This is a genomic window from Aestuariivita boseongensis (assembly GCF_001262635.1).
GTDB classification, from domain to species: Bacteria; Pseudomonadota; Alphaproteobacteria; order Rhodobacterales; family Rhodobacteraceae; genus Aestuariivita; species Aestuariivita boseongensis.
In genome coordinates this window covers 1-13,246 of record NZ_JXYH01000072.1, presented here as the reverse complement: position 1 = coordinate 13,246, position 13,246 = coordinate 1, and the positions used below count along the sequence as shown (strand labels likewise).

Here is a 13,246-nt window from a genome sequence, read left to right as displayed (position 1 = left end):
GGCTGGAGCCGCCGATCGAGATTGTCGTCAATCACGAGAGCAAGCCGCTATTCCGCTCTAAACACCATGTGGAGGCAGAAAAGTCGTTGGGGCACGAGTTGCGTCACTGGCTTCCATTCGATCCCAGGCATGCGCGCAACGCACTGGATCGGGGACAGCTTCTGTCACAGGCGGCGGGCAGATCGCCACTGTGGAAAGCCATCCGAGCTGTAGGAAAAACCATCCTGCGGGAAACACAGATCGGTATCTCCGATCACACGAACAAAGCCGCCTGAAGGGAGATCACCGCATGTTCGAAAAATTCGCAAAAACTGGGAAAGTGGCCGACTCGAATGTCATTGCCCTCAACAATCGCCCTCTGGAGCCGCAGCCCGACGAGGTCGCACCCGAACAGACAACTGAAGAAACGCAGCTGGCCGAATGGCTTGAGTTGAAAAGCAGCCTGCATGACGCGTTGCTGGACCGGCTAAACTTGTCGGTGATCGAAAAGGTGGAAAGCGATGTTCTACGCCGAGAGGTGGCGGGGGTTGTCAGCGCGGCGCTGGCAGGTTCGGGTAAGCCTCTGAACGGGGATGATTTCAACAGACTGGTGGGCGAACTCCTAGACGAGATCCTGGGTTATGGACCGCTTGAGCCGCTGCTGGCCGATCCGACGATCAACGATATCCTCGTGAATGGTTACAAGACTGTTTATGTGGAGCGTTATGGCCTGCTGGAGCGCGTACCTGTTCGGTTTCGCGATGAAAAGCACCTTTTGCGTGTGATTGACAAGATCGTCAGCAAGATCGGGCGCCGGGTTGATGAAAGCCAGCCCTGGGTGGATGCCCGTCTGGAGGACGGCAGCCGCGTGAACGCGATCATCCGACCCTGCGCGATTGACGGGCCGACGGTTTCGATCCGCAAGTTTTCGGCCAAGCCGCTAACGATGGACAAGCTGGTCGCGAGTGGCGCGCTGAGCGAGCAAGCGGCGCAATTCCTGCGTGCGCTGGTCTATTCGCGGCTGAACATTCTGATTGCGGGCGGCACCGGGTCGGGGAAAACGACCATGCTGAATGCCATGTCGTCTTTCATTGACCCCAAGGAACGGGTGGTAACCATCGAGGACGCGGCGGAGTTGCAGTTGCAGCAGGAACATGTGGTGCGCCTGGAAACCCGGCTGCCTTCACCTTCGGGCGGTGGCGGTGTGGTTCAGCGTGACCTGGTGCGCAACGCGCTGCGGATGCGCCCTGACCGGATCATCGTGGGGGAGGTGCGCGGGTCCGAAACCTTCGATATGCTGCAGGCCATGAACACTGGCCATGATGGGTCGATGACCACCGTGCACGCAAATTCCGCGCGCGATGCGCTGAGCCGTCTTGAGCAGATGGTGACCATGACAGGGATCGAATTTCCCGCCTCGGCCATCCGGTCGCAGGTGGCGTCGGGCCTGCAATTCGTCGTCCACCTGTCGCGGCAGGCGGATGGGACACGCAAGGTAACCAGCATTTCGGAAATCACCGGGATGGAGGGGCAGGTCGTCACAATGCAGGACATCTTTGTCTTCCAGAAGCGCGGCCGTTCTGAAAGCGGCGAGGTGTTGGGTGAGTTCGTGCCAACGGGCATCCGTCCGCGCTGCTATGAGCAGCTTCAGGCCTGCGGTGTCGATCTTGACCCGGGCACGTTCCGGGCCGCGGGGACCTGAGCTATGACCGACATGCTTACCGCCGAACTGATGCAATATGTGATGCTGGCCTGCGTATTTGTCGGTGTCTTCATGCTGATCACCGGGCTGAGTTATCTTCTGCGGCGCGGTGAGAACCATGCGGAAGCGCGCAACCGCAGGCTGCGGATGATCAGAAAAGGTGTGGCCAGCGAGGACATTCTGTCGCTACTGCGGCCCGAGACGGACAGCGGTTGGCTGGCTCGGCTGCCTTTGGTCGGGAATTTCCCGAAGCTTCTGGCGCAGTCTGACCTGACAATTGCACCGCGAAGCTTCCTAACCTTCTGCCTTCTGGGCACGGCGGCTATCGCCAGCGTCGCGATATTGTTCGTTCCGTTCTGGCAGGCCACGCCGATTGCGCTGCTGCTTGGTTTTGTTGTGCCGATGATCGTAGTGAAATCGCGCAAGGATGAGCGCCAGAAAAAGCTGACCGAGCAATTGCCCGATGCGCTGGAATTGATGGCGCGGGGGCTCAAGATCGGGCACCCGGTCAACACCTCGATCGGGGCCGTGGCCGATGAGATGGCCGACCCGATTGGATCAGAGTTCGGTATCATCTTTGATCAGGTCAGCTTTGGCGAAGAACTTCCTGATGCAGTTCAAGATTTTGCGGACCGTGTCGATACCGAGGATGCGCAGTACCTGGCGGCAAGCATCGCGATCCAGCATGGTACCGGCGGCGATCTTGAGCGGATCGTGTCGACACTGGCCACGGTCGTGCGAAAGCGCATTGCCCTGCGAACCCGCATCAAGTCGATTTCGGCTGAGGGGCGGCTGTCGGGGGTTATCTTGTCGATCATCCCGCTGGTAATCATCGCGATGATGAGCATCAACGCGCCGGGCTACTATACCGATGTCAGTGATGACCCGGCATTCATCAAGCTTGCAATTGTGGTTGTGGTGCTGATGGTCAGCAACATCGTCGTTCTGCACAAGCTCGTTAATTTCCGTGTGTGAGGTCGGTTGAATGGAACGTTTATTTGATACACTGTCGATCCGTTTCGGCGTCTCCGGAGAGATGCTTCTGTTGCTCAGCTTCGGGCTGGGGGTTCTGCTGCTGTTTTTGTCGGCCAGCTCGGCTTTGAGCCAGCGCAATCCTGCGGCAGCGCGGCTGGCGCATCTTCGAAGCCAAAAGATGAATGCGCGGCAGGACCGTGGTCTTCTGCGCGAAACTGTTCAGACGCCGGGCGGCCTGTTCACAGCGGCTCTGCCGAGCAAAGAGACCGAGCGGCGCAAACTGGAAGAAAAACTTCTGCAGGCGGGGCTGACCCATCCCAGCGCTCTGCGCATCTATATCCTTGTGCGTGTCTGGCTGGGTCTCTTACTGCCGCTTCTGGTGGCGCTTGGAATCTTTGCCTCCAGAGCTCCAGGCATGCCGGTTCCACCCGTGATCGCTGAATTTCTTGCGCCGGTCAGCCAGGCTGATGCAGTGCAAATCGTGGGGCTTTTGACAGCGATTGGGTATTTCATGCCGGCTGCCTGGTTGAACCGCCGCCAGAAGGAACGCCAGCGCCGGATCCGTGAGGCTTTTCCCAATGCGTTGGATCTGTTGCAGATTTCGCTTCAGTCTGGCCTGGGCTTTGATGCGGCGATGACACGGGTCGGCAACGAGCTGGCCGTGGCCTCTCCTGATTTGGCGTTTGAGTTTCTGAACACGCAGCACGAGATCCAGGCCGGCCGGGCGCGCGAAAAGGCGCTTTCGGATATGGCGCGGCGCACCGGTGTTGAAACGATCCAATCATTCGCGTCTGTGGTGCAGCAATCCATGCGTTTTGGGACCTCGATGTCCGACGCGCTGACGACCTATGCCGCCGAAATGCGCGATGCGCGCGAGATGAAGGCGCAGGAGATGGCCAATAAGCTTCCGGTGAAAATGTCGGCGGTCCTGGCGGCATTGATGCTGCCCACCTTGATGATCGTGACCGCTGCGCCGTCGCTGATCCGGTATTTTCAGGGCTTCGGATCGTGAAAAAATTAATGTTTCATAGAGGGATGCAGCAATAAGATCATGTTGCGCATTTGGTACAGTTAACCACACGTTAACCATTTATGAGTGCGTGTCGGCGAAAAGTGCGGTATCTTGATCTTGCAGCTATACCGGACGCGCTTGCGCCGGTCATTTGGAGCAAAACACAAACCGATGGGTGGGGGCATCTGTCGGAGGCATTGATCTGAAATCGGTCAGTGTATTTGTAAATGAATGATTTCTTTCGTGCGCATTATTCCGCGCGATCCGGGGCTGCACCTCTCTCGAAAATGTTCGAAAGCGTTGCAATCCTGTGTCAGGCGACTCAGGGCACCATTCCATTGGTCGAAGCGCTGCGGCGCATGGCCCTGACTTTCGGGACGGATGTAATTTCAGTTTGTCGAGTCGACATGCGAACTGACAGAGGCACTTCGAAAGTGTTCAGCCATGAAACACGCAAACGTATCTCGGAAGAGTTGGGTCCATTGGAAGTTTCCTTTGCTGGCGCGATCTGCGGGGCGGACTTCTCTCATGCAAAGGTGGGATCGGTTTGGTTCGGCAGGGAAGAAAATCTTGAGGACCAACCCCGTTTGATTGGGGCCTATAGGGATCGCTGCCTTGTAGAAACTGCAGCGATCATGCTGGACAAGAAGAATGGCACTAGTGATTTCTTGGAACTGCATTTTGGCTGTCCTATTTCGGCGGATCTGGAAACCAGTCTTGAGATCATCGCCCCGATTTTGTCTGATTGCTGGAAGGCGCGGGCGATGGGGCGCTTTTCCGATGCGCTGTTATCGCGAGGACGCGTTGTCCCTGACAGACCCAAAGTCACGGGCATTCTGTCGATGGAGAACCCTTGCCGCCTGAGCCGAGCCGAGTACCGTGTATGCCTGTTGCTGGGACGCGGCCTTAACAACCAAGCCCTTCTGTCTGAACTGTCGATCACGATGGCCACGCTGCGCACGCATCTACGCAATATCTATGCGAAGACTGGGACCGCATCTCAGACCGAGCTCATTCATTTGTTGCTGAGTCCGAATGCCGGGTGGTCTCAGGCTGACAAAGGGCGTTTTGATGTCGCCTGAAGCCTTGGATTTCACGCTGCTTTATCTGGCGCTGCCACTTCTTGCGTTGATGGCTTTAGAGGACCTGTCGCGCCTGCGCATCTCGAACCGTCTGGTTCTGGCGATGGTGGTGCTGGCCTGTCTTTCCGCCCCGGTCTTCCTGCCCTGGGCCGAAATCGGGCATCGCTTGATCGCCGCGCTTTCGGTGTTTGTTCTGGGCTTTTCCGGATTTGCCCTGCGGCTTTGGGGCGGGGGCGATGTGAAGGCGCTGGCGGCGCTGATGCTGTTTCTGCCCAGCCAGGCGCTGACACTTTATGCCTGGACCTTTGTGGCCGGCATGGCGCTTGGGCTTGTCGCGGTGATGGGCTTCCGGGCGGTGCTGCGAAACCCGGATATCGGGTGGAGCGGGCTGCAGCCCAATGCAGGATATCCCATGGGGTTGTCGATCGCACTGTCGGGGGCGCTTTTGCCGCTGGCGGCGATGCAGATTTTGTAACGTCTGATCAGCGCTTTAGCGCCCGCGCGTCCAATCATGGCCGCGCGGTTTTCTGGCCCTGACGGCAAGCATGACCGCCACGTAGACAGCATAGCTGGCAGGCATTTTCAGGAACAATCGTATGTGATCTCTCAGGCGCATCGGCGGCTTGGATTCATTGCGCATCAGTTCGGGATAAAGGGCCGCAAGCTGGCGGACGCCTTCATCCTGACGGCTGCGGACTTTGACGAGGTTCGAATACCCTTCGACCATGGGCCAGTGATAGGCGGCGTCGACCTTGATCCGTTCATTCGGCGTAAAATGCAGGCGGGCAAAGCCGTCATCGGCGATGATGTCGGGGAACCTATCCCATCGCGCGCGGCCTGCGCGGTTCACGGCGAAAAGCCCGGCGCCGGGCACATTGGTCGTCATGAAGGGCAGGTCCGCCCAGGCCCTGGCAAAGGCGTGCGTCACCCGGCTTTGGGACGGGGCGACCTTCAGTTGGCCACTGGCGTAAAGCGGCTGGTCGGTGTCGAGGGTCTGGACCAGAAGGCGCATCAGATCCGGGTCGCAGGGCACATCGGCATCCAGATAGGCCAGAACTCGGCCTGTCGCGATCGCATCGGCCTGGTTCAAAGCGTTCAGTTTTCCGGGAGTGGCTATATCAAGCACGACCAGTCGCCAGCCCGCCTGTTCAAGTCCTTCGCGCGCCTGTTCCACGATCTGCAGGGTGCGGTCGGTGCAGGCGTTGGCTGCGACGATGATCTCGCGGGATGGAGCGGCGTCGCCCATCTCCTGCAGCCGCATTGCATCAAGGCAGGGTCCGATCCAGGCCTCTTCATTATTGGCGGGAATGATGACGCTGAGGCTGGTCATGGCCTGTCGAAGATCACCTGGCGGATGGCGGTGATCAAATTGTCTTCGGCAAAGGCGTGCAATTGGGGCGGCGTTACTGGGTTTTCGAGAAGGCGGTCGATCTCAGCGTGCAGGTCGGCTTCTTCATAGACCAGATGAACGCCGAGCCTGTGCTTGAGACTGTCGGCCATGGCTATCTGATGATCGTTGCGATGTTCGCCAAGACGGGCGCGGCGGGGCATCATAAGCAGGGGTGTGCAGGCGGCATGGGCGGCGATCAGTGATCCAGTGCCGGCATGGGCGATAATCAGATCGGCCCGGCGACAGAGCGCGTCAAATTCCGCCGGGGCAAAACCGGGCATGTGCGGCATGTGCCGGGGCTTGTACTGGCCGGACCGAAGCTGACCGGTCTGTGCGATCACTTCGGTATCGGGATGCTGCCTGGCCCAGTCATCGACAGTCTGGATCAGCCGGTCAAAGGGCAACTGCATGCCGACGGTAACAAGGATCATAGGACCGTGCCCGCATAGGCGGGGCCGTTATCGCGGGCGAGATGGGGCCATTGGGTTAGCCACAAATCACAGAAAGGCCGGGCGAGGGTGGCGGAAACGGACATCTCTTCGGCGTTGGCGATGCTGTCCACCCAGATTGTCCGCGCGCCCAGCATCTTGCCGAAACGGATGGCGAAATATCCCGGTGCTGCGCCGGTTGAGATCACCACATCGGGCCTTTCGCGCAGGATCATCCACAGGGCCGCAAGTGCGAGGCGCGCAAGGCGCAGTTTCTGTGCCTTGTTTGCGTCGGGTAGAAACAGAACACGCGGCGGTTTGCCGTCGGGCGTACCGGGATCTTTCCGGACATCGTCCGTGTATCCCGGTTCCGTGACCACATAGGTCAGCTCGGCCCCGTCCCAGGCCGGTGACAGCCTGCGCAGTTCGGCCAAATGACCACCACCAGAGGAAACCGCCAGAACCCGGGGCGAGAGGGTGTCCGTCTGTTGTGTCCGTCTGTGCATTCCGGGCGGTCATTCCTGTGTCTGTGGTCAGGCGTATCGGGTCGCCTGCATGTGCATGAATACACCTCGCTCTGATCTGCGAGAAGAGGGAAGCCGACGGATCGGAAAAAAAAACTGCGGTACTGTTTTCAGCCACGGGGTTTTGCATCGACGCGTGATACTTTGCCGCTTGCACTCGTTTTGAGCAGTTCAACCAAGCCTCAGCGAATTTTGCTTGTTATTTGAGCAAAACGCTCTTGTCAGCCGCGGGAAATGAGTCACCCTCCTGCCTGCTACTCTGTCTTTTGGTCATGTCGGGGGCACGTCTTGGCACATAACCAATAAGGAGGTTGGGATGTCTCTCAAAACCACATTTGCTGCTGCGGTGGCGCTGTCTTTCACCGCTGGATTTGCCCATGCCGAAACGACCAAAGTGGTCTTCGGCACAAACTGGCTGGCGCAGGCCGAACATGGCGGTTTTTATCAATCGGTGGCCGATGGCACCTATGAAGCCTGTGGGCTGGAAGTCGAAATCATTCCCGGCGGGCCGCAGGTAAACAACCGCGCGCTGATGCTGGCCGGGCGGATGGATTTCCACATGGGTGGCGACATGCTGCAGGCGTTTTCCGCTGTCGAACAGAATATCCCCGTGGTGATGGTTGGCGCGACCTTCCAGAAACACCCGCAGGTGATCCTGGCCCATCCCGGCAAAGCCGAAACGTTTGAAGACCTCAAGGACCTCACACTGCTGATCGGCGACAATGGGTTCACGTCCTACTATCAGTGGATGATCGCGGAATATGGCTTCACCGTGGAACAGCGTGAGCCTTACACGTTCAACCCGGCGCCGTTCATTGCGGATGAAAACAAGGGGATGCAGGGCTATCTCTCGTCCGAGCCATATGCCGTGCTGAAAGAAGCCGGGATCGAGGCGGATGTCTTCCTGATCGCCGATGCGGGCTTCTCGTCCTATGCCACCACGATCGAAACCATGGCCGATACGATCGAAAACCGCCCCGAAGTGGTGAAATGCTTTGTCGAAGGGTCGGCCAAGGGTTGGTACAACTTCCTGTACGGCGACAACGCTGCCGCGCGCGAGCTGATAAAGGCCGACAACCCCGATATGAGCGATGACAAGATGGATTACGCCATCGACAAGATGCTTTCTTGGGGGATTGTCGATAGCGGTGACGCTTTGGAAGACGGGATCATGGCGATCAATCCCGAGGTCGTCGCGGATTTCTACAAGAAGATGGTTGCTGCCGGCGTTGTGTCCGACGGTCTGGATATTGCGAAAACCTATACGACGGCTTTCGTGAACCAGGGTGTTGGGATGGATCTCAAGCCCGGCAACTGATGATGAATGAAGGGCGGTGCATATCCGCGCCGCCCTTTTTCAGGAACGGAAAGGTCTAACATGGCTGCCACATCCGCACCGCTGGGTCAGCGCGCAGAAGTGATGCGCATCGAAGGGGTCGACAAGGTTTTCAACGGGGATGTGGTCGCGCTCAAGGGGCTGAACCTGACGGTGAATTCGGGCGACTTCATCTCGCTTCTGGGGCCGTCGGGCTGCGGGAAATCCACGGCGCTGCGTCTGATTGCCGATCTGATCCATCCGACACGTGGCCGCATCACCTGGGCTGGCGGGCAGAAGGCGGGCGATCTGGGGGTGGTGTTTCAGGAACCCACGCTGATGCCCTGGGCTACGGTGGCGCAGAATGTGTGGCTGCCGTTTCGGCTGCGGGGGAAGACCTATAACTCGGTCAAGGACGAGATCATCGAGGCGCTGCGCCTTGTGGGGTTGGACAAGTTCCAGAACGCCTATCCGCGCGAGCTGTCAGGCGGCATGAAAATGCGGGTGTCGATTGCGCGCGCGATGGTGACCAAGCCGCGCCTGATCCTGATGGATGAACCTTTCGCCGCTTTGGATGAAATCACGCGGTTTCGGTTGAACAATGACCTGCTGGCCCTGAAGGAAAAGATCGGCTGCACGGTTATTTTCGTCACCCATTCGGTCTTTGAATCGGTGTTTCTGTCTGACCGGATCGTGGTCATGGCCGCGCGTCCGGGCCGGGTGATCCGGGAGCTGACGGTGGATGCGCCTTACCCGCGCGATGAGGTGTTTCGCACGTCGTCGGACTACGCCGCCTATTGCCGTCAGGCCTCGGATGCGCTGCACGAAGCGATGGAGGGGGTTGCGGCATGAGTATCGTCGAAGACAACACCGCCGCCGCCCCGGATGTGGACGAGGACGAACTGCGCCGCCGCCGCGCGCGCAAGTTTGAACGTATCGGCAAATGGGTCCTGCCGGTTCTGGTGATGGCCCTGGCGCTGTTTGCATGGGACAGGCTGGTCGTCTGGAACGGCATTCCCCATTACATCCTGCCCGGGCCGTGGCTGGTATTTTCAACGCTGATCAGCGATTGGCCGATCCTGTTTGACGCGCTGCTGGTAACGCTGCAGATCACGCTGATGGCTTTGGCAGTTGCGGTGATTGGCGGTGTGGGGCTGGCGGTGCTGTTCACCCAAAGCCGCTGGATGGAGATGTCGTTTTATCCTTACGCGGTGATCCTTCAGGTGACGCCCGTCGTGGCGATTGCGCCGCTGATCTTCATCTATGTGGACAGCCGGATTGCGGGGCTTTTGCTGTGTGCATGGCTGGTGGCGTTCTTTCCGGTGCTGTCGAACACGACGCTGGGGCTGAATTCGGCCGATCACAACCTGCGCGATCTGTTCCGCATTTACGGGGCCACGCGCTGGCAAAGGCTGCGATATCTGCAGCTGCCTTCGGCCTTGCCCTATTTCCTGGGCGGTTTGCGCATTGCTGGCGGTCTGAGCCTGATCGGGGCCGTGGTCGCGGAATATGTGGCGGGCACCGGCGGGATCGGCTCGGGGCTTGCCTTCCGCATTTTGGAAGCGGGCTACCGGCTGAACATCCCGCGCATGTTCGCGGCGCTGATCCTGATTGCGGTGACAGGGGTTGTGATTTTTGCCGGGCTCAGTTTCATCAGCCATATGTTGCTTCGGAAATGGCACGAAAGCGCACTGAAACGAGAAGGCTGATGGATTTCAAGACACTCCCCCGTACCGCGCTGACGTTGGAAAATGTGACTCTTCCAGGCTGGCTTCTGGGACAGAATGAGGATCTGGTGCGCACATCCCTGTCCATTGATGGTGGCCGGATTGTGGAGACCACGGCAACGCCGGTCGATATGGCCGGTGCCATGGTCTTTCCGGCATTCATCGACATGCACACCCATCTGGACAAGGGCCATATCTGGGACCGTGCGCCCAACCCCGATGGCAGCTTTCCCGGTGCCTTGGAAACGGTCGGTGCGGATCGTGACGCGAACTGGTCGGCCGATGACGTGCGCACGCGGATGGATTTCGCCCTGCGCTGCGCCTGGGCACATGGCACGCGGGCGATCCGAACCCATCTGGACAGTATCGCGCCGCAGGACGATATCAGCTGGCCCGTCTTTGCCGAGCTGCGGGATCAGTGGGCGGGACGGATCGAATTGCAGGCCGCCTGCCTGATGGGTGTCGATATGGTGGGGGAGACTTCGGAATTTACCCACACGGCGGATCTGGTGGCCCGGCATGGCGGCACGCTGGGCATGGTGGCCTATCCGGTGCCGGAGTTGCGCGACAAGCTGCGCATCTTCTTTCGCATGGCGTCCGAGCGCGGGCTGCAGGCGGATTTCCACGCCGATGAAACGATGGACCCAAGCGCGGAATGCCTGCGCGCCATTGCCGAGGTCGCGATGGAGGAGGGCTTTGACGCGCCAATCGTCGTGGGCCATTGCTGTTCGCTGTCCACGCAGGATGAGACGCGGGCGATGGACACGCTGGACCTGGTGGCCAAGGCGGGGCTGAACATCGTGTCGCTGCCGATGTGCAACCTTTATCTGCAGGATCGCCATGCGGGCCGCACGCCGCGCGGACGGGGGATCACCCTGGTGCACGAGATGAAGGCGCGCGGGATCAATGTGTCGTTCGCATCGGACAACACACGCGATCCGTTCTATGCTTATGGCGATCTGGATATGCTGGAAGTGATGCGGCAGGCCACGCGGATTGGCCATCTGGATCATTCCGACGCGGATTGGAGCCGCGCCTTCCTGTCGAACCCCGCCTCTGCCTGCGGCTTTGCGGCGCCCAGCCTTGCACCGGGCGCGCCTGCCGATCTGGTGATCTGCAAGGCGCGCAGCTGGACCGAACTCTTCGCCCGCCCGCAGGCCGACAGGATCGTGTTGCGCGCAGGCCAGCAGATTGACCGGACGCTGCCGGATTACAATGAACTCGACCATTTGATGAGGACCGCATGAAACCCAATGTCGCCGCCGCGAAAGAGGCTCTTGCCCATCTGGACATCGAAAAATCCGACAGCGCGATCAAGGCCAAGAGCCGGGATTTCTTCTGGTATTCACCGGTTCTGAAAACGCGGCTGGATCATGTGACTGCCGATTTCGTCGTGGCCCCGCGGTCGGAGGCCGAGGTGATCGAGGTTCTGAAGATCTGTTACGCCCATGACGTGCCGGTGACCACGCGCGGCGCAGGCACCGGTAACTACGGGCAGGCGATGCCGTTGGAAGGCGGTTGCGTCATGCATCTGCACCATATGAATGCGGTGAAAGAGGTGCATCCGGGCCGGGTGATTGTGGAGCCGGGTTGTCTGCTGAAGGACCTCGATGCGCATTGCATCGCGCATTCGGGGCAGGAGATCCGCATGTTTAGCTCCACCTGGGCGACTGCCACGATTGGCGGGTTCATTGCAGGGGGCTCGGGCGGTGTGGGCTCGTGCACCTGGGGGTCGCTGCGGGATCTGGGCAATATCATTCGCCTGCGGGTCGTGACGATGGAGGAAGAGCCGCGCCTGCTGGAGTTTCGCGGGGAAGAGCTGGCACGTGTTTCTCATGCCTATGGCACAAACGGGATCATCACCGAGATCGAGATGCCGCTGGCACCGGCCTATGACTGGGTCGAGCTGTTCGTGGCCTTTGACGATTTCACCCCGGCGATGGAATTTGCCGAGGAACTGGCCAATGAAGACGGCATCCTGATCAAGCTGGCCACCGTGTTCGAGGCGCCGATCGCCCATGAGTATTTCCAGCGGGTCAAACCGCATGTGGAGCCGGGCACGCATCTTGTGGCCCTGATGGTGGCCCCCCATTCGATGGACGGGTTTGATACCTTCACCGCCCGGCGCCCTGCGTCGAAGGTGATTTACCGGTCGGATGACAATGACTGGGACCGCAGCCCGGGCCGGATCTTTGAATATGGCTGGAACCACACGACGCTGCGTGCGCTGAAGGTCGATCCGTCGATCACCTATCTGCAGGTGCGCTATGGCTTCCCGCAGCATAAAGAGCTGATCGAAAAGATGCGGGCCGAGTTTTCGCCCGAAGTGCTGCAGCACCTGGAAGTGCTGCGCGAGAACGGCAAGGTGATGTTTGCCGGGCTGTCATTGGTCAAATTCACCAGCGAAGACCGGTTGGATGAGATTGTCCGTCTGCATGAGGACGCGGGCGCGATGATCTTCAACCCCCATCGCTATACCCTGGAAGAGGGCGGGCGGCAGACCGTCGATGACCGGCAGTTGCGCTTCAAGCAGGAGGCCGATCCAAAAGGTCTTCTCAACCCTGGCAAGATGATTTCCTGGGATGATCCCGAGTGGGATTACGCGGCCATGTATGCCTATCCGAAACTTCAGGCGGTGGAATGAGTGACACGGACCGCACGGGGGGCCAGCCCTCCGGACCCCCCGCCGGTATTTTGAAAGAGAAGAAGCAGGGGCGCGTCCTGGTTGTCTATGCGCATCCCTGCGAGGAAAGTTTCGCTTTTGCGTTGCTGCAGACGACGCTTGAAAGCCTGGGCCAGGGGGGCTGGGAGGTTGATCTGGTCGATTTATATGCCGATGGCTTCGACCCGGTCCTGAGCGCCGAAGAACGGCGCGGCTATCACGATACGGCAAGCAACACCGCACCTGTGGCGGATTATGTTGCGCGGCTGCAGGCGGCGGATGCGCTGGTCTTTGTCTTTCCGGTGTGGAATTTCGGGTATCCCGCGATCCTGAAAGGGTTCATTGACCGGGTTTTCCTGCCCGGTGTGTCCTTTGTTTTGCAGGATGGGGAAGTGCGCGCCAATCTGCGCAATATCCGAAAGCTGGCGGCGGTGACGACCTATGGCGGCA

General features: G+C 59.5%; 15 protein-coding genes. 12 read left to right on the top strand and 3 right to left on the bottom strand.

The genetic code is table 11. The features are described 5' to 3' along the window. The 6 genes from TR61_RS20215 to TR61_RS18250 form a co-directional block, all read left to right on the top strand. Positions 1-275 (top strand): CpaE/TadZ family protein (locus tag TR61_RS20215; RefSeq protein ID WP_172677021.1); only part of this gene is annotated, 275 nt, incomplete at its 5' end. 14 nt (positions 276-289) lie between these two features. Next, the gene (locus TR61_RS18270) at positions 290-1,681 is read left to right on the top strand and encodes a TadA family conjugal transfer-associated ATPase (protein WP_050931968.1); all 1,392 of its coding nucleotides are present in this window, start codon (positions 290-292) and stop codon (positions 1,679-1,681) included. 3 nt (positions 1,682-1,684) lie between these two features. After that, positions 1,685-2,656: a type II secretion system F family protein gene (locus tag TR61_RS18265; protein WP_050931967.1), complete on the top strand. Its 972-nt coding sequence runs from the start codon at positions 1,685-1,687 to the stop codon at positions 2,654-2,656. A 10-nt stretch (positions 2,657-2,666) separates the two neighbouring features. Beyond that, positions 2,667-3,668, top strand: coding sequence for a type II secretion system F family protein (locus TR61_RS18260; protein ID WP_050931966.1), 1,002 nt, complete (start codon positions 2,667-2,669; stop codon positions 3,666-3,668). Positions 3,669-3,895: 227 nt separating this feature from the next. Then, a complete protein-coding gene (locus tag TR61_RS18255; RefSeq protein WP_157440976.1) occupies positions 3,896-4,750 on the top strand; it encodes a helix-turn-helix transcriptional regulator in 855 nt (284 codons plus the stop codon). Next, positions 4,740-5,225, top strand: a complete 486-nt coding sequence (locus TR61_RS18250; protein WP_050931964.1) for an A24 family peptidase — start codon at positions 4,740-4,742, stop codon at positions 5,223-5,225. The genes TR61_RS18255 and TR61_RS18250 overlap by 11 nt, the downstream gene beginning before the upstream one ends. Positions 5,226-5,240: 15 nt before the next feature. Here the strand turns inward: TR61_RS18250 and TR61_RS18245 are convergent, their stop codons facing one another. Genes TR61_RS18245 through TR61_RS18235 form a run of 3 tightly spaced genes read right to left on the bottom strand, consistent with a single transcriptional unit; the run spans position 5,241 to position 7,074 of the window. Continuing rightward, complete coding sequence (locus TR61_RS18245) at positions 5,241-6,080, bottom strand: glycosyltransferase family 2 protein (protein WP_050931963.1); 840 nt, start codon at positions 6,078-6,080, stop codon at positions 5,241-5,243. Next, entirely contained in the window at positions 6,077-6,571 is a 495-nt protein-coding gene (locus tag TR61_RS18240) for a glycosyltransferase (protein WP_050931962.1), read from the bottom strand. The genes TR61_RS18245 and TR61_RS18240 overlap by 4 nt, the downstream gene beginning before the upstream one ends. Then, on the bottom strand, positions 6,568-7,074 hold the full coding sequence (locus TR61_RS18235; protein ID WP_050931961.1) for a glycosyltransferase family protein: 507 nt from the start codon (positions 7,072-7,074) through the stop codon (positions 6,568-6,570). Before TR61_RS18235 ends, TR61_RS18240 begins: the two co-directional genes overlap by 4 nt. A 334-nt stretch (positions 7,075-7,408) precedes the next feature. On the opposite strand from TR61_RS18235, the gene TR61_RS18230 reads away from it, so the two are divergent. The 6 genes from TR61_RS18230 to TR61_RS18205 all read left to right on the top strand — a co-directional run. Further along, positions 7,409-8,410: an ABC transporter substrate-binding protein gene (locus TR61_RS18230; protein WP_050931960.1), complete on the top strand. Its 1,002-nt coding sequence runs from the start codon at positions 7,409-7,411 to the stop codon at positions 8,408-8,410. A 60-nt stretch (positions 8,411-8,470) separates the two neighbouring features. Next, complete coding sequence (locus tag TR61_RS18225; RefSeq protein WP_050931959.1) at positions 8,471-9,259, top strand: ABC transporter ATP-binding protein; 789 nt, start codon at positions 8,471-8,473, stop codon at positions 9,257-9,259. Further along, positions 9,256-10,116, top strand: coding sequence for an ABC transporter permease (locus tag TR61_RS18220; protein ID WP_050931958.1), 861 nt, complete (start codon positions 9,256-9,258; stop codon positions 10,114-10,116). Before TR61_RS18225 ends, TR61_RS18220 begins: the two co-directional genes overlap by 4 nt. After that, positions 10,116-11,381, top strand: a complete 1,266-nt coding sequence (locus TR61_RS18215) for a cytosine deaminase (RefSeq protein ID WP_050931957.1) — start codon at positions 10,116-10,118, stop codon at positions 11,379-11,381. Before TR61_RS18220 ends, TR61_RS18215 begins: the two co-directional genes overlap by 1 nt. Beyond that, complete coding sequence (locus tag TR61_RS18210; protein ID WP_050931956.1) at positions 11,378-12,778, top strand: FAD-binding oxidoreductase; 1,401 nt, start codon at positions 11,378-11,380, stop codon at positions 12,776-12,778. The genes TR61_RS18215 and TR61_RS18210 overlap by 4 nt, the downstream gene beginning before the upstream one ends. Continuing rightward, a partial coding sequence (locus TR61_RS18205) for an NAD(P)H-dependent oxidoreductase (protein ID WP_157440975.1) occupies positions 12,775-13,246 on the top strand: 472 nt, incomplete at its 3' end. The genes TR61_RS18210 and TR61_RS18205, both read left to right, overlap by 4 nt.